Origin of the sequence: Harryflintia acetispora, assembly GCA_004340125.1 — a bacterium.
Taxonomy (GTDB): Bacteria; Bacillota; Clostridia; order Oscillospirales; family Ruminococcaceae; genus Harryflintia; species Harryflintia acetispora.
Genome location: SLUK01000011.1, coordinates 1 through 20,796, shown reverse-complemented (window position 1 = coordinate 20,796; position 20,796 = coordinate 1). Strand labels below are relative to the sequence as shown.

15 protein-coding genes, 1 pseudogene and 1 other annotated feature are annotated in these 20,796 nt (G+C 54.9%); of the genes and pseudogenes, 5 read left to right on the top strand and 11 right to left on the bottom strand.

From position 1 onward, the window contains the following. Nucleotides 1-26 precede the first annotated feature (26 nt). Both dpaL and EDD78_RS11435 read right to left on the bottom strand, forming a co-directional pair. Entirely contained in the window at nucleotides 27-1,238 is a 1,212-nt protein-coding gene (gene dpaL, locus EDD78_RS11440; RefSeq protein WP_132085018.1) for a diaminopropionate ammonia-lyase, read from the bottom strand. A 405-nt stretch (nucleotides 1,239-1,643) separates the two neighbouring features. Beyond that, complete coding sequence (locus EDD78_RS11435; protein ID WP_207668681.1) at nucleotides 1,644-3,392, bottom strand: sigma-54-dependent Fis family transcriptional regulator; 1,749 nt, start codon at nucleotides 3,390-3,392, stop codon at nucleotides 1,644-1,646. A gap of 158 nt (nucleotides 3,393-3,550) precedes the next feature. On the opposite strand from EDD78_RS11435, the gene sigG reads away from it, so the two are divergent. Then, entirely contained in the window at nucleotides 3,551-4,321 is a 771-nt protein-coding gene (sigG, locus tag EDD78_RS11430) for an RNA polymerase sporulation sigma factor SigG (RefSeq protein ID WP_117507606.1), read from the top strand. A 57-nt stretch (nucleotides 4,322-4,378) separates the two neighbouring features. On the opposite strand, the gene EDD78_RS11425 is transcribed toward sigG, so the two are convergent. Genes EDD78_RS11425 through EDD78_RS11415 form a run of 3 tightly spaced genes read right to left on the bottom strand, consistent with a single transcriptional unit; the run spans nucleotide 4,379 to nucleotide 9,155 of the window. After that, nucleotides 4,379-4,873: a GNAT family N-acetyltransferase gene (locus EDD78_RS11425; protein ID WP_132085016.1), complete on the bottom strand. Its 495-nt coding sequence runs from the start codon at nucleotides 4,871-4,873 to the stop codon at nucleotides 4,379-4,381. After that, nucleotides 4,870-6,192 carry a 2-hydroxyglutaryl-CoA dehydratase gene (locus EDD78_RS11420; protein ID WP_434059184.1) on the bottom strand — a complete coding sequence of 441 codons (1,323 nt, stop codon included), beginning with the start codon at nucleotides 6,190-6,192 and terminating at the stop codon, nucleotides 4,870-4,872. Before EDD78_RS11420 ends, EDD78_RS11425 begins: the two co-directional genes overlap by 4 nt. 5 nt (nucleotides 6,193-6,197) lie before the next feature. Further along, nucleotides 6,198-9,155, bottom strand: coding sequence for an acyl-CoA dehydratase activase (locus EDD78_RS11415; protein ID WP_132085014.1), 2,958 nt, complete (start codon nucleotides 9,153-9,155; stop codon nucleotides 6,198-6,200). Nucleotides 9,156-9,604: 449 nt separating this feature from the next. Between EDD78_RS11415 and EDD78_RS11410 the strand changes: the two genes are divergently transcribed. From EDD78_RS11410 to EDD78_RS11395, 4 genes are all read left to right on the top strand, one after another. After that, nucleotides 9,605-10,396 (top strand): hypothetical protein, encoded by a 792-nt coding sequence (locus tag EDD78_RS11410; protein WP_079699182.1) that lies wholly within the window; start codon nucleotides 9,605-9,607, stop codon nucleotides 10,394-10,396. Between the two features lie 84 nt (nucleotides 10,397-10,480). Next, nucleotides 10,481-11,668: a FumA C-terminus/TtdB family hydratase beta subunit gene (locus EDD78_RS14275; RefSeq protein ID WP_132085013.1), complete on the top strand. Its 1,188-nt coding sequence runs from the start codon at nucleotides 10,481-10,483 to the stop codon at nucleotides 11,666-11,668. A gap of 60 nt (nucleotides 11,669-11,728) precedes the next feature. After that, nucleotides 11,729-11,980, top strand: a binding site (T-box leader). Between the two features lie 56 nt (nucleotides 11,981-12,036). Then, nucleotides 12,037-12,624: a helix-turn-helix domain-containing protein gene (locus EDD78_RS11400; RefSeq protein ID WP_079699183.1), complete on the top strand. Its 588-nt coding sequence runs from the start codon at nucleotides 12,037-12,039 to the stop codon at nucleotides 12,622-12,624. 5 nt (nucleotides 12,625-12,629) lie between these two features. Further along, nucleotides 12,630-14,291 carry an AMP-binding protein gene (locus tag EDD78_RS11395; protein WP_132085012.1) on the top strand — a complete coding sequence of 554 codons (1,662 nt, stop codon included), beginning with the start codon at nucleotides 12,630-12,632 and terminating at the stop codon, nucleotides 14,289-14,291. A gap of 69 nt (nucleotides 14,292-14,360) precedes the next feature. Here EDD78_RS11395 and EDD78_RS11390 read toward each other — a convergent pair whose 3' ends face one another. From EDD78_RS11390 to EDD78_RS14110, 6 genes and pseudogenes are all read right to left on the bottom strand, one after another. Further along, nucleotides 14,361-15,611: a DUF4368 domain-containing protein gene (locus tag EDD78_RS11390; protein WP_207668680.1), complete on the bottom strand. Its 1,251-nt coding sequence runs from the start codon at nucleotides 15,609-15,611 to the stop codon at nucleotides 14,361-14,363. A gap of 137 nt (nucleotides 15,612-15,748) precedes the next feature. Beyond that, the gene (locus tag EDD78_RS11385; protein WP_132085011.1) at nucleotides 15,749-17,746 is read right to left on the bottom strand and encodes an RNA-directed DNA polymerase; all 1,998 of its coding nucleotides are present in this window, start codon (nucleotides 17,744-17,746) and stop codon (nucleotides 15,749-15,751) included. 188 nt (nucleotides 17,747-17,934) lie between these two features. Next, nucleotides 17,935-19,287 carry an RNA-dependent RNA polymerase family protein gene (locus EDD78_RS11380; RefSeq protein WP_132085010.1) on the bottom strand — a complete coding sequence of 451 codons (1,353 nt, stop codon included), beginning with the start codon at nucleotides 19,285-19,287 and terminating at the stop codon, nucleotides 17,935-17,937. Between the two features lie 431 nt (nucleotides 19,288-19,718). Beyond that, nucleotides 19,719-20,135, bottom strand: coding sequence for a recombinase family protein (locus EDD78_RS11375; protein WP_286170867.1), 417 nt, complete (start codon nucleotides 20,133-20,135; stop codon nucleotides 19,719-19,721). Nucleotides 20,136-20,222: 87 nt separating this feature from the next. Then, complete coding sequence (locus EDD78_RS11370) at nucleotides 20,223-20,399, bottom strand: transposon-encoded TnpW family protein (protein ID WP_434059183.1); 177 nt, start codon at nucleotides 20,397-20,399, stop codon at nucleotides 20,223-20,225. A 201-nt stretch (nucleotides 20,400-20,600) separates the two neighbouring features. Next, a pseudogene (locus EDD78_RS14110) lies at nucleotides 20,601-20,796 on the bottom strand (hypothetical protein); the annotation flags it as partial.

The following is a 20,796-nucleotide window of genomic DNA, read 5'->3' as shown; positions in this document are numbered from 1 at the left end:
ATTTATTAAAAAATTAGGCTCTGTGATCAATGGAAGCTGGGATATTTCCCGTCCCAGACAATCTGGCGGTAGTTTTCCTTATCGGTGTCGCCCTCGGTGCTGAAGCAGAGCACCCGGGAGCTTTCATCGAGCTTTAGCTTTTCCTTGAGCCACCGAAGCTCGGGGTCGCCCATCAGGGCGGCCACCAGTCCGGTGGTGACCGCGCCGCTCTCGCCCGAGACCACCCGGCTGTCTTCCCCGGCCGGGTTGCCCAGGGTGCGCATCCCCTTGGCGGCGACATAATCGGGGCAGGAGACGAAGTTGTCCGCCCAGTCGCGCAGCACATTCCAGCCGATGGTGCAGGGCTCGCCGCAGGCCAACCCCGCCATGATGGTGTCCATGTCCCCGGTGACGAAGCGCAGCTTCCCGTCGCCGGCCTCGGCCGTGCGGTAGAGGCAGTCGGCCTGGTTTGGCTCCACGATGGTGATGATCGGCCGCTCCTCGCCGTATAGGGAGGAGAAGAACCCGCACACCGCGCCCGCCAAAGACCCGACGCCCGCCTGCAGGAAGATGTGGGTGGGTTTTTCGCCGATGAGTTCCAGCTGTTGGTGCGCCTCGTAGGCCATGGTGGTATAGCCCTGCATGATCCAGGTCGGGATGTCGGTATAGCCCTCCCAGGCGGTATCCTGCACCATCACCCAGCCATTTTCTTCGGCCATTTGGTTGGCCAGGCGGACCGCCTCGTCGTAGTTGAGGTCGGTGATCGAGGCGTCGGCCCCTTCAGCCTGGATATTATGCAGGCGCTCGGGCGCCGAGCCCTTGGGCATGAGCACCACCGAGCGCTGGTGAAGCTGGTTCGCCGTCCAGGCGACGCCCCGGCCGTGGTTGCCGTCGGTGGCGGTGACAAAGGTGATTTCGCCGAGCCTGGCGCGCACCTCGTCCGAAATCATCCGCCGGTAGGGAAGGGCAAAAATATCCTCGCCCAGGCGGTTTGCGATATATTGGCCGATGGCGTAGGAGCCGCCGAGCACCTTGAAGGCGTTGAGCCCGAAGCGGTAGCTCTCGTCCTTGAGGTAAAAGCTCTTGAGCCCCAGCTGCCCGGCCAGGCCTTGCAGCTCCCGCAGCGGGGTGGGGGAGTAGGCGTCGAAGCTCTTGTGAAAGCTGTGGACCCGCTCGGCGGAGGCCTCGCCCAGGAAGTCGAGCGGATATTTTTCCCCCGGCTTTCGTTGCAGGCTCACGCATTTGAAGTTTTCGGTCATATCGATCGTATCCTTTCATGAATGATAAATCGTCGGTCCCGGCCCAAAGGGCGCGCCTGCTTTCTTCAGGCCGGGGATTGATTCTGCGCCCTTATTGAATGCTTGCGGAAAGGGCCTCACCCTTTTATATTGCAAATATCGTGCCAGGTGAAAGAAAACAAAAAAAGATTGTGGAGAACCGCCAAGCCGTACGCGGCGGCTTTGACGATTCTCCACAAAGAAAGTTGCATTTTTAATCCAGGACAAAAATAAATACCCAATTTTTATTTTCTCAATATTAGAAACTTTCTAATTTTGAGAAAAAATAGTTCAACTGGCTTGATTGAGCCTCGGGATACGGGGAAACTAAAATAACAGACAAAAAACACTTCTCAATCTGAGAAAAATAGAATATCCACACAAAAGCTAAAGGTTCTCCTCCTGCTCCAGCTTGCGGTAAAGGGTTGCCATGCTGATCCCCAGTTCCTTCGCCGCCTGCCGCTTCCCTTCGGTTGTCGCCGGGTGGCGCTGCAAGGCCTTGGCGATCTCCCGCCGCTCAAGCTCGCGCAGGGTCATGACGTCCGGGGAGCGGTTCTGTCCGGAACCGACCGTCTCGCGGATTTCCTTGGGCAGGGTGGAGACGGTGAGTCTGCCGTCCTCCTCCATCATGTTGACCATGAACTCGACGGCGTTTTCCAGCTCCCGGATGTTACCGGCCCAGCGGTGCTCGCGCAGGTACCACATGGTCTGTTCATCGATCCCCGCGTAACATTTGTCGAACAGCCGGACGTACCGCTCGATGAAGAACTGTACCAGGGAGTCGATGTCCTCCTTGCGCTCCCGCAGCGGGGGGATGTGCAGGGGGATTACGTTGAGGCGGTAGTATAGGTCCTCGCGGAACTTCCTTTCCTCGATCATCTGGCGCAGGTCCTTGTTGGTGGCGGCGATGATCCGCACATTGACCGGGATGACCTGGTTGGAGCCGATCCGCATGAGCTTGCGCTCCTGGATCACCCGTAGCAGCTTTACCTGAAGATGGAGCGGCATGTCGCCGATCTCGTCGAGGAAGATCACCCCGCCCTGGGCCAGCTCGAACTTGCCGATCTTCCCGTTCGGGTCCGCCCCGGTAAAGGCCCCCTTGACGTAGCCGAAAAGCTCGCTCTCCAAGAGGCTCTCGGGGATGGCGGCGCAGTTGATGGCCACAAAGCGTTGGTTTTTGCGCTCCGAATCCTGCCAGATGGCGGTGGCGACCAGCTCCTTGCCGGTGCCGCTCTCGCCGGTGATCAGCACGGTGGAGCTCGAGCGGGCGACCTTGTGGATGTCCAGCTTGAGCTGGACGATTTGTTCGCTGGTGCCGATGATGTGCTGGCAGCCGAGTGAAGAGACGGTGGAGGTCATCTCATACAGCTGGGAGTGCAGCTTTTTGCTGTCGGTGAAGAGCAGTACGGTCGCATAATGCGGGTCGCTGCCGCCGATCGAAAAGATTTCCCCCATGACCGTGCGGCTGGTCCCGTCGATGGCGAGCTTGTATTCCTTGGCGTTGCCCAGCGTGTCGCCGGTGAAGGCGATCCCCACCGGACGCCCGAGCAGCCCGCCTCCCAGATGGAGCTGCTGGCGGGCGCTCTCATTGAAGGTGGTGATCTCGCCCTCCTCGCCGAGGATCAGCACCCCCTGGTCCACCTTGTTGATCACGCTGTCGAGCATGCTGATCATCGCCCGGTTGTGGGCGGCCTCGAGCTGCTCGTGCGCCTTGATCCCGATGAAGTCGGAGATTTGGTCGAGGAAGTCGAGATAGTCGTCAAGTTTCCTTTCCAGGCGCAGCTTCTCCTCCTCGTTCTGGCAGGCGAGCCCGATGATCCCGATCACCTGCCCGTCGCAGAGGATGGGAGTGGAAATCTCAAATTTTTCGAGGCAGTGGTTTTGGTGCTGGCAGTGCGTGCAGAGCGGGTCGTTTCCCGGGTCCGAGATGACCTGGCGCTTTCGCGTCTGCAGCACATGCCGGTAGACGAAGCCCTCCGAGGACATGTCCCGGTTGACGCCGGGCGCGAACATCCCCGTCCCCGCCAAGCGGAACAGGTTTCCATCCACGATTTCGACGCTCACATCCAGCACCCTGGAGATGATGGCGGCGTACCGCGCCACGGTATCCTGGATATTGCGCAGAAGCTCGGCCAACCCGAATCCCTCCCATAATCGACGATTTTCATTAGTATAACACAAAAAATGCCGCGAAGCGAGCGGCATCTAGTAACTATTGCCAAGTGGCGAAAAGCTGAATGACCCCCAAAACCGGCGGCCATACTCCTAGCGTAAAAGAAAAGGGGATGGTTGCGGTGTACACAAACAAGGTGGAGATCTGCGGGGTCAATACCTCCAAGCTCAAGGTGCTCAAGGAGAAGGAAAAGATCGAGCTTTTAAAGCGTGTACGCGAGGGGGACAACCAGGCGAGGGAGGAGCTGATCGCCGGGAACCTGCGCCTGGTGCTCAGCGTGGTGCAGAAGTTCACCAACCGCGGGGAAAACCTGGACGACCTGTTCCAGGTCGGATGCGTGGGGCTGATCAAGGCGATCGACAACTTTGACCCCAACCAGATGGTCAAATTTTCCACCTACGGCGTGCCGATGATTCTGGGTGAAATTCGGCGGTATCTGCGGGACAACAATCCCATCCGGGTGAGCCGCTCGATGCGGGACACCGCCTACCGGGCGATGATCGTCAAGGAGCAGTTCATTGCCGAGCACAGCCGGGAGCCGACCATCGAGGAGATTGCAAAGGAGATGGGCTGCCCCAAGTGCGACGTGGTGCTGGCGCTGGAATCCATCGTGGATCCGGTCTCCCTCTATGAGCCGGTCTTTTCAGACGGCGGGGACACCATCTATGTGATGGACCAGGTGGGGGATCAGGGGGACCAGACCGACTGGCTGGACGAGATTTCGCTCAAAGAGGCGATCACGGGGCTGGGCGAGCGGGAGAAGAAAATCCTCTACTGCCGTTTCTTCCAGGGCAAGACCCAGATGGACGTGGCCCAGGAGATCGGCATTTCCCAGGCACAGGTCTCAAGACTGGAGAAGGGCGCGCTGGACAGGATCAAGAACCAGCTTTGATATCAGCTACAAAAATGCCCGGGCCGCGTATGGCGGCCCGGGCGTTTGCTTTTCCGATTATCCTCTGACGTACCGCAGCTCGGTCAGCTGTTTGCCGCCCGCCTCGCTGTGGCAGCGCTCCCCGTTTTGGACGAACCCGTTTTTGCGGTAGAAGCGGCGGGCGCGCCGGTTTTCCCGCAACACCCAAAGGGTAATTTTTTGATACCCATTTTTTTCCATATCCTGCAACACAGCCTGCAACAGGGCCAGTCCATAGCCGCAGCCGATATAGCCGGGCAGCAGGTAGAGGGAGACGATCTCGCCCCAGCCGGCAAAGCGTTCCTCCCTGGCGGCGCCATAGGTACAGCAGCCGACAGGGAGCCCGTCTTCCAACAGCATCAGCGCGTGGTTGCCCGCCGCGAGCCAGGCGCGCAGCATGGGCTCCCAGCGGTCGTCCGAGAGGCTGTCGAGGTATTCCTGCGGCACCATCCCGCGGTAAGCCTCCTTCCAGCTGCGCGCGTGGATCAGGCTGAGCGCGGGGATGTCAACAATCCCCGCCGGGTGGATGGTCATCCCGCCATCACCCGCTCCTCCTGCGGCGCGGCGGGAGAGGGGGTAGGCCCGCTCTTTTCCTCTTCGGCTTGCTGGTGGGCGATGGCGAGCATCAGCTTGATCCGGTTTTCCTGGTTGATCCGGCTGGCGCCCGGGTCGTAGTCCACCGCGACGATGTTCGCCTGCGGATGGTGCTCCTTGATCTTGCGGATCATCCCCTTGGCCACGATATGGTTGGGCAGGCAGCCGAAGGGCTGGGTGCAGACGATGTTGTTGACCCCGCTGTGGATCAGCTCGAGCATCTCGCTGGTGAGCAGCCACCCCTCGCCCATCTTGGCGCCGGTGCCGATGTAGCCCTCGACCAGTTTTTCGAGCTCGGTAAAGGCGGTGGGGGCGCGAAAGGCTCCATGCTCCTTGATGGCGGCGATCATCTGCTTTTGGCGGCTGAGGAGATATCCGCCCGCCACCCGCCAGATCAGCTTCCCGCGCGGGTTGGTGCCGTAGAGGCGGTTGTCGAAGACCCCGTTGCGCAGGCAGTAGAGCATGAAGTCGCTCACCCCCGAGACGACGGGCTCGGCCCCCTGGGAGACGAGGAAGTCCTCGAGAGAATTGTTGCCGAGCGCCGCGTATTTCATATAGATTTCACCGACGATCCCGACCCGGATCGGCTCGCGCTTCACCTGCTCGATGGCGGCGAAATCGCGCAGGATGCGCCTATAATTGCGTTTGACGAAGAAGAAGCGGGGGGAGCGAAACTGCCCCGTCAGCTCGCGGGTCCATTTCTCCACCACCCGCTGGGTCTCGCCGGGATGGCGCTCGTAGGGGCGCACCTGGTTGCGCACCCACATGATCATGTCGCCATAGGTCAGCGCGAAGGCGCATTTGACCAGCGCGCGCAGGCTGATTTTAAAACCGCTGTTCTCTTCGAGCCCCGTAAAGTTGATCGAAATGACCGGGACGTGCGAAAGTCCGGCGTTGGCGAGCGCCTTGCGCAGCAGGCTCAAATAGTTGGAGGCGCGGCAGCCGCCGCCGGTCTGGGTGATGAGCAGGGCCACTTTATTGAGATCGTACTTCCCGCTCTTGAGCGCGTCCATCATCTGCCCGATGACCAGCAGCGCCGGGTAGCAGGTGTCGTTGTGCACGCTCTTTAATCCCTCGTCCACGATCTGGCGGTGGTTGGTGCGCAGCAGCTCGACCTTGTAGCCCTCCTGGCGCAGCACCTCGCAGAGCATCTCGAAGTGGATGGGAAGCATCATCGGCACCAGGATGGTGTGGGTGGCCTTCATTTCAGGGGTAAATTCCGGCTTTGGTACGGTGTATTCGGTATATTCGTTGTTCATGCGTTTCATGCCTTTCCGGTGGGGAGCCTGGATTCCTCCGCCCGCCCGTTCATCGCCGCTTGCAGGCTGCGCAGGCGGATCTTGACGGCGCCGAGATTGTTGATTTCATCGATCTTGATCTGGGTATAGAGCTTGCCGCCGTGGCGCAGCAGCTCGCGCACCTCGTCGGTGGTGATGGCGTCCAGCCCGCAGCCGAAGGAGACCAGCTGGACCATCTCGGTGTCCGGCATGCCTACACACTGCCTGGCGGCGTTGTACATCCTGGCGTGGTAGGTCCACTGGTTGAGCACGTTGACCCGGTGGTATTCGGGCAGGGCGGGCACGCTGTCCTCCGAGAGGATGACGAAGCCGAGCGAGGCGATCAGGTTGTCGATCCCGTGGTTGATCAGCGGGTCGATGTGGTAGGGCCGCCCCGAGAGGATGATGGTCTTGCGGCGGTGGTCCTTGGCGTACTGGATGGCCCGCAGCCCCTCCTCGCGGATGGCGTTGTGGTGGGCTTCCAGCGCGTCATAGGCAGCTGTGGCCGCGTCTGCGACAGCGCGTTTGCCGATGTCCGGCCAGTATTCGCGCAGCACTCCGGTGATCCGTTTTACAAAGAAATCCCGGTCGTTGAGGCTGATATAAGGATAGAGGAAGCGGATGTTGGGCGGCACCGACATGTTGGCGAAGATAACCTCGGGGTAATAGGCGACCACCGGGCAATTGTAGCAGTTGTCGCTCATCCCCTCGTCGAAGTTGTAGGACATGCAGGGATAGAAGATCGAGTCGACCCCCTTGCCGATCAGGTTCTGGATGTGCCCGTGGGTCACCTTGGCCGGGAAGCAGACGGTGTCCGAGGGGATGGTGTGCTGCCCGCTGGAATAGAGCTTGCGGGTGGAGGAATCCGAAACGACCACCTCAAAGCCGAGGCGCCCGAAAAAGGTGTTCCAGAACGGCAGGTTTTCGTACATATTGAGCGCCAGGGGGATCCCCATGGTGCCCCGTTTATTCGGGAACTTGGGCAGGGAGGTGAGCAGCCCGTACTTGAACTGATAGAGGTTGGGCAGGTCGGCGCCCTTCTCACCCGTGACCGGGCGCTCGCACTTGTTGCCGGAGATGAACTTGCGCCCGCCGGGGAAGGTGTTGATGGTCAGGCGGCAATGGTTGGTGCAGCGCTTGCAGGTGACCGGGACGCTTGTGTGGGTGAACTGTTCGAGCTCCTCCCGGGTGCTGATGGTGCTCTGTCCCTTCGAGCGTTCCTTGGCGATCAGGGCCGCGCCATAGGCGCCCATCAGCCCGGCGATCTGGGGGCGCACGACATCGTGGCCCAGCTCCTTTTCAAAGCTGCGCAGCACCGAGTCGTTTAAGAAGGTGCCGCCCTGTACCACAATGTTCTCGCCCAGCTCGTCGGCGCTGTGCACCCGGATGACCTTATAAAGCGCGTTCTTGACCACGCTGATACTCAGCCCCGCCGAGATGTCCTCGACCGGCGCGCCGTCCTTCTGGGCCTGCTTGACCGAGGAGTTCATAAAGACGGTGCAGCGCGTCCCCAAATCCACCGGGGCCTTGGCGAACAGCCCGAGCCGGGCGAATTCCTCGATGGGGTAGCCCATCGAATTCGCAAAGGTCTCAATAAAGGAGCCGCAGCCAGAGGAGCAGGCCTCGTTGAGCAATATGCTGTCGATGGCCCCGTCCTTGATATGGAAGCACTTCATGTCCTGCCCGCCGATGTCGATGATAAAGCTGACGTCGGGGTTAAAGTGCCGCGCGGCGGTGTAGTGCGCCACCGTCTCGACCACGCCCTCGTCCACGTCGAAGGCGCCGAGCATCAGCTCCTCGCCGTAGCCGGTGACCGCACTGCCGAGTACCTTGATCCGGTCCTTTCCCAGGAAATAGATGGTACCCAGCTCCTGCAGCACCACCTCGAGCGGGTTGCCGTTGTTGCGGCAATAGTGGCTGTAGAGCAGGTTGTCCCGCTCGTCGATCACCGCCAGCTTGGTGGTGGTGGACCCGGCATCGATCCCGATATAGACTCCGCCGCAGTACTCGGCGAGGTCAACGCTGTCGACCTTCGCGCTCTGGTGCCGTTTTTGGAAGGCCTCGTATTCCGCATCGCTTTCAAAGAGGGGAGGCAGCCCGCGCGACTCGCTGGGAGCCTTCAGCGCGCGCTCCATGGCGGCGATCAGGTCCCCGTAGCAAAAGCTCTGGGGGAGCCCGCCGGCGTAGATGGCGGCGCCGAGCGCCACGAAATACTGCGCGAGGGGCGTGAAGATCGCGGAGCGCTCGTCCAGCTTCAAGGTCTCGACGAAGCGCTGGCGCAGCCCCTGCAAAAAGGCGAGCGGCCCGCCCAGAAAGAGCACGTTCCCCACGATCGGCCGCCCCTGGGCAAGTCCCGCGATGGTCTGATCCACCACCGCCTGGAAGATGGAGGCCGCCAGGTCCTCCTTCTGGGCCCCCTGGTTGATCAGCGGCTGGATGTCGGTCTTGGCGAACACCCCGCAGCGCGAGGCGATGGGGTAGAGGCAGGTGTGCCGCAGGCTTAGCCGGTCGAGCTCCCCAACGTCCACCGCCAGCAGCGCGGCCATCTGGTCGATGAAGGAGCCGGTGCCGCCCGCGCAGGTGCTGTTCATACGCTCCTCGGGCGTACCTTGCAAAAAGAGGATTTTGGCGTCCTCGCCCCCGAGCTCGATCACCACGTCGGTCTGCGGATAGTAGACCTTGGCCGCCTGCGAGGTGGCGAACACCTCCTGCACGAAGGGCAGCCCGCTCTTGTCCGAGACGCCCAGCCCCGCCGAGCCGGTGATGGAAACCTTGAGCTCGTTCCCCCGCAGCAGCTCCTCAAGTTCGACAAATTTTTCCAGCGTCAGCTGCCGCACGCGGGACATATGCCGCTCATAGCTCTTGTAAAGAATGTTGTCGCTCTCGTCGAGCACGACGCACTTGAGCGTGGTGGAACCAATATCGATACCAATTTTGTAGTGCATGTGAAACCTCCCAGGACCCGGATTCGGCAAAGCGGAAAACCGCTTGGGAATGGGGATTGTCCATTTGTGTAAAGTGAAGTGGCATCACAGATATTTCAGGCCCGGCGGCAGGAAAACCGACTGGTGCAAGAGGGAAATTCCAACGCGGAAAAGGCCGAAAATTGAATCTGGAATAAAACAGTATACATTAATAACTATAATACAAAATCCGCCGCCAGTCAATCGCCGCCGACAGAATGTTTACAATTCGCTGCCCGATTCTCCAAAAAGCGGCGGGAATCCAAAATATTGTGTTTGATTCGCCCTCAAATTATGGTATAATGAGCACAATGGCTGTGCCAAATGGCGCTCCCATCTTTTAAATGGCCGGTATCCCATGCGCTTCGCGCTGGCATAACGGTTCCTTGCCCTATCATATCATGAAGGTACAGTGTTTAGGAGGTATCGTTTTGGAATTTAAAACAGCCGCATTCGGCGGATTCGACAAGCAGTCCGTTTTGACCTATATCGACGAGCTGATCTCTAAGTCCCAGGAGCGCGAGGCCGAGCTGCAAAGGCAGGCGGACGAGGCGTCCTCCTCCCGCGATCTGATGAGTAGCCAGCTGGCCGAGCTGCAGGTGAAGGTCACCTCGCTCGAGGAGCAGCTTTCCAAGAAGGACGAGGCCGTGAACGAGCGCGAGGAGGCCCTTCAAAAGCGCGAGGAGCAGCTCAGCGCCTCCCAGGCGGGCAAGGATGCGCGCATTGCCGAGCTTGAAAGCCAGCTCGCGCAGGCCTGCGAGCGGGTCAACCAGCTGCAGGGGGCTTTGCATCAGGGAGAGGAGAAGAGCCGCCGCTACGACGAGGTCACCGCCCAGGTGGGTGCGGTCATGCTCGAAGCGCAGAAGCAGGCCGACGACATCGTTTCCCGCGCGCGTAGCCAGGCCGAGCAGATCGCCAAGGAATCGATCGATAATATCTATGACATCAACAAGCGGGTTGATGAATTTAAAAATGATATTTACCGGCTGCGCTCCTTCGCGGCCGAGACGCTGCAGGGGCTGGACGACAAGATGTCGGCCATCGACCTGGCGATCAAGGAGGCCGAGGGGCATCTTTACATCAGCGCCGGGAATACCGATTCCGGCGAGCCGGCCTATGAAGAGCCCTATCAGGCGCCTTCCCAGCAGGCGCCGGCGGGCGCTGGATATGAGCCCAGAAGGATGGAGAATCCCGATTTTTTTACGCAACCCTATCAAGGCTGAACCGCGGCATAACAGAAACAAAGCGGCTTTGTAAAAAGGGGTTCACTTCGCTGACACAGCAGGTTTCTAAAAGGTGGGCAAACAGTGATTCAAAGCATATCGGTGGACAACCTGCGCGCGGCGGCAAAGGAGCTGCGCGCAGGCGATAGGATCCTCCTGTCCGGGACGATCTACACGGCGCGGGACGCCGCGCACAAAAGGATTATGGAACTTCTCGAGGGGGGCGAGCGCTCCCCCTTCCCGTTGCGGGATGCGGTGATCTACTTCGCGGGGCCGACCGCCGCGCGGGAGGGGAGCCCTATCGGCTCCTGCGGGCCGACGACCTCCTCGCGCATGGACCCGTTTACCCCGCGGTTGATGGATCTCGGGCTGCTCGCCACCATCGGCAAGGGGGAGCGCTCGCCGGCAGTCTACGAGGCGGTGCGAAAAAATGGCGGGCTCTACCTGTGCGCCATGGGCGGCGCCGGGGCGCTGGCGGCCAAATGCGTGCGCTCCTGTGAGGTAATCGCCTTCGAGGACCTGGGCTGTGAGTCCATCAAACGGCTGGAAGTGGAAGATTTCCCTCTGATCGTCGCGGCGGACAGCTTCGGCGGGCAGATTTTTAACACCGGCGGGGACTATGAGCTCGCCGTCTTCGATCTGGATGGGACGCTGGCCGACACGTTACAGGACCTCGCTGACGCCTGCAACCGGGCGCTGGGGGATCTGGGATACCCGCGGCATTCGCTCGGGGAGTACCGCTATTTCGTCGGCAGCGGGGTCAAGAAGCTGATGGAGCGCATCCTACCCGAGGGGCACAGGGACGAGGAGACGCTGGTCCGTCTCAACGGTCTGTTCGACCGCTATTATGAGGAGTGCTATCTCTGCCATTCCGCGCCCTATGAGGGTGTGCGGCGGATGCTCGCCGCCCTCAGGGGGGCCGGAATCAAGCTTGCGGTGCTCTCCAACAAGCCCCACCCCTTCACGGAAAAAATGGTGGAGCAGCTTTTTCCCGATACCTTTTTTGCCGCCTTCGGCAAGCGGGAGGGGGTCCCGCGCAAGCCTGACCCCACCGCGGTGCATGAGGTGCTGCGCCTGGCGGGGACCAGGCCGGAGCGCGCCGTCTACATCGGGGACAGCGATGTGGACGTGCAGACCGGGCATTATGCGGGGCTCTATGTCATCGGGGTCGACTGGGGCTTCCGGGGCGCGCGGGAGCTTCGGCAAGCGGGCGCGGACAGGATTGTCTTCGCGCCAAACGAAATCCGGGACTTTCTGCTGCCGCGCCAATAATTTCTCCTTTCCCCTTGACAGCGGCTGCCAAGTGCGTTATGATAATCACAATTTAACAGCATAAAGGCGAGGAAAAGGATGGCCGCGGACAGAGGCCCGCCACAGAGAGCCGGCGGTTGGTGCAAGCCGGCGCGGAGCGGTCCGCCATGCCGATCACCTTGGAGCCGGGCGCTGAACACAGGCAGTAGGCGTCCCCGCAAAGACAGCGTTACAAGTCTGGAGTTTGTTGGAACTCGAAAAGAGCGGCCGCGTCCGGCATGGCGCGGCAAACCGGGTGGTACCACGGGCAGGATAGACCGGCTCGTCCCTGTAGAAAACAGGGATGGGCCGTTTTTGTATTTTCAAAATCAATTCAAGGAGGAACCGTCATGGAAGATAAAATTGCGGCCATTGCTCAGCGAATTCGCACGTTGCGGGATATTCTGGAGATTCCGGTCGCCGAGATGGCGCAGACCACCGGGGTCAGCGAGCAGGAGTACCAGGACCTGGAGGACGGCAAGGGGGATTTCTCCTTCACCTTTTTGTACCAGTGCGCCGAGCGCTTCGGGGTGGACCTCGTCGAAATCCTCACCGGGGACAGCCCCAAGCTGAGCTTCTACTCGGTGGTGCGCAACGGGCAGGGTCTGCCCATCGAGAGACGGCGGGGCTTCACCTATAACCACCTGGCCTATCTCTTTGAAAACAAGCTCTGCGAGCCCTTTTTGGTGCGCGCGCCCTATCTGCCCGAGGAGCAGGATCAGCCGATCCATCTCTCCTTCCATGAGGGGCAGGAGTTCGACTATATCCTCAAGGGCAGCTTAAAGGTCGCCATGGAGGACAAGATCGAGGTGCTCGGCGAGGGCGACGCCATCTACTATGACTCGGGCCACGGGCACGGCATGATCGCCACCGGGGGCGAGGAGTGCGTATTTCTCGCGGTGGTGCTCAAGAATCCTCATAAGAAGAAGGAGGACTAAGGGAAATGTCGGATATCGGAAAATTCTATCAGCGCTTCTGCAAGGAGGGCTTTGACAAAAATGGGGTGCTCAATTACTTTGAGCCGATCGTCCCCGAGACTTTCAACTTTGCCTACGACGTGACGGACGAGATCGCCCGCCTGGAGCCGAACCGCCGGGCGATGGTCTGGTGCAACACCCTGGGGGAGGAGCGCATTTTCACCTTCGGGGACCTCAAGCGCGAGAGCGACAAGGCGGCCAACGTCCTGCGGGAGCTCGGAATCTCCAAGGGCGACAAGGTGATGCTCATCCTAAAGCGGCATTACCAGTTCTGGACGGCGATCCTTGCGCTGCACAAGCTCGGCGCCGTGGCCATCCCCGCCACCCACCTGCTGACCGAGAAGGACATCCTCTACCGCTTCCAGCTCGCCGAGGTGGCCGGGATCATCTGCACCGCCGAGGGGGAGACCACCCGCTTTGTGGACGAAGCCTGCCAAGAGTACGGCGGCCTCAAGTGCAAGCTGACCGCGAGAGGGAAAAAGGAGGGCTGGAGCGATTACGACGCGCTTGTTGAGGCGGCGGACGAGCACTTCGAGCGGGTGCCCACCACCTATGACATCGGGATGCTCGCCTACTTCACCTCCGGCACCACCGGCTATCCCAAGATGGTGGTGCACGACCACAGCTACGCCATCGGGCATATCATCACCGCCCGCTACTGGCACAACGTCGATCCCGACGGGCTGCACCTGACGATCTCGGACACCGGCTGGGGCAAGGCGGCCTGGGGAAAACTCTACGGCCAGTGGCTCTGCGCGGCGGGGATTTTCGTCTATGACTTTGAGAAATTTAACAGCCACGAAATCCTCTCGATGATCGAAAAATATAAGATCACCACCTTCTGCGCCCCGCCGACCATGTACCGCTTCTTCATCAAGGAGGGGATGGACGGGTATGATCTGAGCTCCCTGCAGTACGCCACCACAGCGGGCGAAGCGCTCAACCCCGAGGTTTATAACCGCTTCAAGGAGTTTACCGGACTTGAGCTGATGGAGGGCTTCGGCCAGACCGAAACCACCCTGACGCTGTGCAACCTCGTGGGCAGTAAGCCGAAGCCCGGCTCGATGGGCAAGCCCTCGCCGCTCTATCCCACCATGGCGCTGGTGGACGAGGACGGCAACGACGTGCCCAACGGCGTGGTGGGCGAGATCGTGCTGCGCACCGGCGCCGGCCGCCCGGTCGGGATGTTCAAGGGCTACTACCGCAATGAGGAGCTGACCCGTGAAGCCTGGCACGACGACATCTATCATACCGGCGACACCGCCTGGCGGGATGAAAACGGCTACTACTGGTATGTCGGTCGCACCGACGACGTGATCAAATCCAGCGGTTACCGGATCGGGCCCTTCGAGATTGAAAGCGTGCTGATGGAGCATCCGGCGGTGCTGGAGTGCGCCATCACCGGCGCGCCCGACCCGGTGCGCGGGACGGTGGTCAAGGCGACCATCGTGCTGACCAAGAAGTATCAGCCGAGCGACGAGCTCAAAAAGGAGCTGCAAAACTACGTCAAGAAGCAGACAGCTCCTTATAAGTATCCGCGGATCGTCGAATTTGTGGAGGAGCTGCCCAAGACCATCAGCGGGAAGATCCGACGCACCGAGATCCGGCAAAAGGACGGGCAGAAATAAAGAGAGGGACCACCGGAGTGCGGCCGCGAATAAAGAAGTGCTGTCCCAGCGAACGGCATAGTCAAAAGACTATGCCGTTTTGCTGTTTGTCGCGTTGGTATCCGGCAGTTCAATCACACCGACACAGTTATAGCTGATTTCCACCTGCTGCACCCGTTTCCCGGTACTCTTGTCCGGGGCGTGGACGATGATTTTCTCCACGAACTCATTTAAGACGGTGGGCGTCAGCTCTTCTATCTCGGTGTATTTCTTGACGATGGCAAGGAAGCGGTCAAGATTCATGGCCTGTTCCTCCTGCCCCGTCAGCTCCGTTTGCAGGATAGCAACCTTTTCCTGCAGTTCCTTCTGTTCGGCTTCGTAACCGCCGGACAGCTTTGTAAACCGTTCGTCAGAGATTTTCCCGGATACGTTGTCCTCATAGAGCCGCCCAAAAAGCCTGTCCAGTTCCTCCATGCGCCGCTGGGACTGCATGAGCGTCCGACGCTTCGCCGCCAGTTCTTTCTTGCGCTCCGTCACAGACTTGTCACCCATAGAGCGCACAAACTCGCTTTCGTACTCCCGCACATACTGCACTGTCCTTTGCAGATGTTCCAGCACCAGCTTTTCCAGAACCACCGCCCGGATAAAATGAGCGGTGCAACTACCCGTATTGCTCTTGTAATTGGAGCACACAAAGTGGTCTTGCCGTTCCTCAAAATAGTTGCTGGTGCAGTAGTACAGCTTTGCCCCGCAGTCCGCGCACTCTACCAGCCCGGAGAACATATTGTGCTTGCCCGTCTTTGTGGGGCGGCGCTTGTTCTTACGGAGTTCCTGCACCCTGTCCCATTGTGCCTGTTCGATGATGGCCGGGTGGGTGTCGCGCAGTATCTGCCATTTTTCCGGCGGATTCTTGATACGCTTCTTGCTCTTATAGGACTTCTTTGTAACTTTAAAGTTCACCGTGTGCCCCAGATACTCCATACGCTCCAGAATAGCCGCAACCGCCTTGTTGTCCCAATGGTACGGGTCGGCGGGAGTAGGATTGCCCACAATCAGCCCGTGAGCTTCCCGGTAGGCGGTGGGGTTCAGCACCTGTTCTTTTTGCAGACGCTTTGCAATCTGCATAGGCCCAAAGCCTGCAATACAGAGGCTGAAAATCTCCCGCACCACCCTTGCGGCTTCCTCATCCACCAGCCAGAGTTCCTTGTCCTCGGGGTCTTTCCTGTATCCATAGGGAGGATTGGTACATAGCCTTTTTCCGGCGCTGCTCTTTGCCTTCCAAACGGCCCGGATTTTCTTGCTGGTGTCACGCGCGTACCATTCGTTCTCGACATTATTCAACGGTTTTCGATTTTTATCACAATTTTAAGCGAGTAATTGATATAAAATGACAAAGGCGCATAGTCCAAATAGTTGATGGACAATATTTCATTTGATAAAATTATTCAGTGATGCTTGTATTAATTATTTCTGATGCTTTAATCAATACTTGCATATAGCCCATATCGTGAGCCTTTGTATTTCTTAAACAATGTTCGTTGGAATGTGCGATACGTAAGCCTTTCACTTATTCTTGTGCTATTGTCCCAATTGAAGAAGCCATCTTTTGTATTAAGAAATTCGCAAATCAATATTGCAATTTTCTTATTGGGAAAGTTTTTTGGATTTATCATTGCATCGTTCTTTATGCAATTAATGACATTCTGTATTTGGCTCTGACAACTCACATCAAGCAATGTACAGTTGTGAAATATCAGCACATACCAAAATTCATCTTGGAGCATCTGCTCATGAGGCGATATTCTGTCAATCCTGTCCTTGATAATTAAATTTACTTTTTCCCTTATAGTTTCAAAAAAAGGTTGATAATAATGAGAGTAAATTAAAATATTCGCCCAAATTATTGGATTATCAATATCCTCTGCGGTTTTAATTATTGCATCCTCCGTTTGTGAATCCAAAGAAATATTGAAATCGTTAAACAAAACGAACCAATCGCAGATATCGGGTAGGTTAGCCCGCTGGAAAACAAAGGCGTATCGGTTAATCGCCCGTTGGAGTTTATCATTTTCACTGCTGTTTTTTCTGGAGAAACCGACTTCATCATCCATGTACACTAATAAGGATATAATTTTTCTAGTGTTGTCAAAACAAGGGCAAAAAGCATACATGAACAATGCAAATTCCACGAAAAGCATAGCCTTGCCAGTTTTATTCTCGCAAAAAAGTCTATATCCTGCACATGACATGGCAATTTTGTTTAGTAAGGTCGACAGTAAGAAAGAGATTATGGTTCGCTTATCATTGGGATACTCCTTAATAAGAGTGATGAATTCATCCTTCATTCTGTCCACAGGTATGTATTCATCATGCTTTGTAAGGCACTGTTGTTCTGCATCTAGTACTTTATATTCAGCTTTGCTGTGAAAACTTTTGTCAATTTTATCTGCAAGTATCCGTGTCTTTTCAATCCAGTTACTAAATGTTGCAGGAGTATCACACTCGATGTATTTCAGTTCATTAAGATTTAACATGTATTTGCCACTCACGTTTCGGTAGTTCCTTACAATTGACTCTCTAGCTTGTGGAATATTGGTAAAGATATATAGATCATCAACATAGCGAAAAACTCTGTAGTCCTTCTTCCACTCATACCCCTCCTGCGTAAGCGCAAGGAATACCTCATTGTCAATCTGCTCAAGTAGAATTTCTGCAATTAAACGAGAGTATTCCGGTCCGACAACAATGCCATTCGAAGCTTTACCATTAATATTCATCAACATTCTATCAATGGTCAGAAATAGGCTTGAATTACTGGCACTCTTAGAGTCCACGACATTACGCTCCATGATCCATGCAAAGACATGGGAGTAAATACTATCAAAACAGGATTTATAATCTATCTTCGCAAAATACTTGTATTCATAATTACACATACGCCAATTTCGGGAAGCAGTAAATGAGTTGACAGAATCAAAGGGATATACTTTGAAGTAACTCCCAGTCTGTTGCAAAACACTTTTCCCAAGTTTTCGAGTGACGTTCTGTACATATCGCGTAGTTTTACTGGAACGAGTCTTGTAATATAAATCATTGCATTTCCGATGGTAACGAATTGAAAATCGATGATTTTCCTCAAAAAAATATAAAATATCTTTTTGGAAGCATTCCATAAAAAGGTATATATTCAAAGCGGAAAATGGCTGAATAAGGCTCATACGCCTCAGAGAATCGTTCCCCTTAAGGATATTATATCTTAGAGGCATTGTTCCCCATTCGTTTTCAAAAATTTTCTGATCGCTTTTTGCACATGCCTTTTTCATCTGATCTGCAATTTGTTTCAGTTCGTCCTGTTGTTTTTTCTGTAACAAAAAGTCATAGAATGGTTTAAAGGAAAATCGTTCTGATAGTTCTACAGGCAATAAATCAGTCAAAATGTAATCTAATTTATTGCGCTCAATTCCGCTCCAAGCCATTGAAAACCACCTCCGTATCTGCTATAATATTTTTGCAAGCTCAATTAGCTTGCAGTGCAGTTTACTGCACACACATCATCGGCGTTTTGCACATCGTCTGTGTTTTTACATAACGATGCGAATTACGTCCAGGCATCTCCCTACGGGGAGTTCCGGCAATAGGGCGAGGACAACCTCGTCCTATTGTTTTAATATCCTACCTTTGTTTTTATCAAATACTCTCGTACCAACGCCCCATACCCCTTCCCAGTAACAGATATACCAATTTTTGTACATAATTTTTCTACACTTGCCTTGTCATATCCGACGTGCTCGACAAGTAACAACGTCCTGTTGATCATCATATTCTTCAATAGATTGTATCCTCGTTGATTACTAGCCTGTCTCAAAAAGTAAGGAATTGGCACAGCATTTCGGGTAAAAGCATCCTCAATCATGTTTTTTAAAAAAGTCTCTGTATCCGGATGTATTAGGCGTGTATCAATTAGAAATCGCAATTCACCGTAGTTGTTTATAAACCCCTTTGCTTTCCAAATGTTATTGCTATACTTTTTACTCACGTAGACAGTGCGCGACGCAAAGGCTAATATTCTATGACGCATAAGTTCTACATCATTGTTTCGTTTATAGTCCTCAATAATTTCATCTATTCGTCCGCTATATTTATTCTGCTTCTCGGCAGTTATTCCGTACTGCATTGCCGTTTTGCCATTTGTGTCCGTTCTGAAAAAAAATTCATAACCTAAGAAATCTACTGATGACCATGCCGTAGTTAAAGAACGCCGGGTTATTAGTTTGAACTTCGATGGATTAAACTTAGTTTTACACGGAACACTAGTCGCAATGCTCGTATCATGATAAACTTGCTGGAGGGAATAGTCCAAGATATTGTTACAGGTAGCCTGTTCCAAGTGATTATTCAGGATAATGATAGTATCATCAATATATCGTTCAAAAAAAAGTAAACCATATTGCGAAAACGCCTGTCGAATTAATTCGTCAAACTTTATTGCAATTATCTCTGAGAACAGATTTGAAGTATTTAGTCCTGCATACGAATATTTCGTCTGCGTAGCGAATGCAGAAATTAGTTCCGTTTCAGCACGATCTGTCATTTGATCTTTTATGCACTTCTCAAAAACATAAATAGATGATACAGAATTAAAATAGTCCTTAAAATCAAATTTAATAATAGTAAACTCTGACATCTGCCTAACTGCTTTAAAGAAATCAAACAATGTGTGCACAGCCTTGTTCCGGTTTGGATACTTTACCTTGAATATCCGATCCAATATCTGCTTGATATACTGGCATAGGATGTTCTCTGTTGAAAAAAGCTTGTACAGTTTAACTTGACGTTTTTTTGTACCTTGCTTAAGTACTATAGAGTCGTAAGTTGAAAAATCATAATTACCTTTATTCAAATCATCAATGGTTTGCATTACATATGCTTCAATTTGGACATCGTCGATTTTGGCGCTAACTGGAGCACTAGCGTTAAGATACTTAACTGCCCGTTGTATTTCATTCATGATTCTCATAGCAATCCCCCCAATTTTATTCCTCATGACAAAAGTCTATAAGTTGGTTCCCTTTGTCGTTTATAAAAATAGTTTTACATTATTGCCCTAACATCTGTTTGACCATCAAGTCTTAGGCAATCCGCTAGTGTAATAAACATTTTTTAATTGATCATTATTGTTAAACTCTATCGCAAGGATGAAATATCTACCAGTGTATATGAGGCCATTATACCAAATGCACATAAATAAATCCACATTCAAACAACTAGAACATCGTTGTCGATGAAAAGAGAGGACAAGCTTTTTCTTGGAGCTTGTCCTTTCTGCCGTTTCAATCTGTGCAGGCTGTTCCGCCCGCTTTCCATGTCAATTTGTCTTTGCCGCTAAAATCCGTATGCCAACAAACCTGCATGGTTACTGGATTTCTTGTGCTTTTCCCACACCCTACACTAACAACCTGTGTTCTTGAACAAATCCCGCACCGCCACCATATCGTCCAGCCCCTTGAGGGAATCGATGTTGTCGGTCACAGCGATATAGCGGACATTGTGCTCCTCCAGAATCTCCTCTAAGAGCTGGCCGATCACAAGGCGGTTCCGGCCCAGCCGGGAATGGTCCTTCACAATGATGGCCGTTATCTGCCTGTCCTCCACCAAATCCATCATTTCCTGATAGCCCGGGCGGTCAAAGTTCGTGCCGGAATACCCATCATCCACGAAAAAGCGGGGATTGGGGAAACGGTTTTCTTCGGCGTATCTCCATAAAATCTCTTTCTGATTTACAATACTGTTGCTATCGCCTTGCAGCTCGTCGTCACGGGAGAGTCTGCAATACAAAGCGGTAATCCTGTCTGGCTGTCTGTTCATAGTCGTGTCCTCCTTTATAGGGGACAGCCGGACAAACGGTAATGTACACTACTATTATACCGTGTCCAGCTGTCCGGGGCAACATTGTTACTGGCCGCTGTCGCTCAAAATAAGGCGTTTAACCTTAGCGACCATATCTTCCTTTGCCTGTTCGCTGAAGCGGGAGGACACAATATATGTGGTGCCGCCGATCTGGCGCTTGAGCGTCAGCGGCGGCAACTCTTTGATACGGGTCATGCAAGTTCCGGTCTTGCTATTCTCCATAGAAATCCTTTCTTAGTATCTATATGAAATGCCGCATGAGCGGCGCTTAATTTGTTTTGTAGAATCTTTTATATTTCGTCGCTGCTCTCGGCCCCCTCCTGCGGACGGTTAGAAGCGGATTTTCGGGGGTGGGCGTGAAACAATACCGCCCACCCCCGAATACCGTCCGCAAAGCCCTGTAAAATGAGGCCTTGTAGGCCCCTATTTGTCCGTGTTGTTCCGTCTCTTTCTGTCGCTTTGGTTCTTCTGCCGCCGATGTACCCTTGCAGCGCAGGCCTCGCAATATTTCGCCCGGTTGGAATGGGGAACGAAAGCCGTTCCGCACTCCGCGCACTGCTTCGCGCCGTCCGAATGAAAAATCTCCGTTTCCAGCGCCTCGTCCTGCGGCAAAATCGCC

What these genes read in the sequence shown, in the direction of transcription:
- EDD78_RS11370 (WP_434059183.1), bottom strand. Translation starts at nt 20,399, where the DNA reads ATGGAGAATAGCAAGACCGGAACTTGCATGACCCGTATCAAAGAGTTG.
- EDD78_RS11400 (WP_079699183.1), top strand. Translation starts at nt 12,037, where the DNA reads ATGGAAGATAAAATTGCGGCCATTGCTCAGCGAATTCGCACGTTGCGG.
- EDD78_RS11415 (WP_132085014.1), bottom strand. Translation starts at nt 9,155, where the DNA reads ATGCACTACAAAATTGGTATCGATATTGGTTCCACCACGCTCAAGTGC.
- EDD78_RS11420 (WP_434059184.1), bottom strand. Translation starts at nt 6,192, where the DNA reads ATGAACAACGAATATACCGAATACACCGTACCAAAGCCGGAATTTACC.
- EDD78_RS11375 (WP_286170867.1), bottom strand. Translation starts at nt 20,135, where the DNA reads ATGAACAGACAGCCAGACAGGATTACCGCTTTGTATTGCAGACTCTCC.
- EDD78_RS11395 (WP_132085012.1), top strand. Translation starts at nt 12,630, where the DNA reads ATGTCGGATATCGGAAAATTCTATCAGCGCTTCTGCAAGGAGGGCTTT.
- EDD78_RS11425 (WP_132085016.1), bottom strand. Translation starts at nt 4,873, where the DNA reads ATGACCATCCACCCGGCGGGGATTGTTGACATCCCCGCGCTCAGCCTG.
- EDD78_RS11380 (WP_132085010.1), bottom strand. Translation starts at nt 19,287, where the DNA reads ATGAGAATCATGAATGAAATACAACGGGCAGTTAAGTATCTTAACGCT.
- EDD78_RS11385 (WP_132085011.1), bottom strand. Translation starts at nt 17,746, where the DNA reads ATGGCTTGGAGCGGAATTGAGCGCAATAAATTAGATTACATTTTGACT.
- dpaL (WP_132085018.1), bottom strand. Translation starts at nt 1,238, where the DNA reads ATGACCGAAAACTTCAAATGCGTGAGCCTGCAACGAAAGCCGGGGGAA.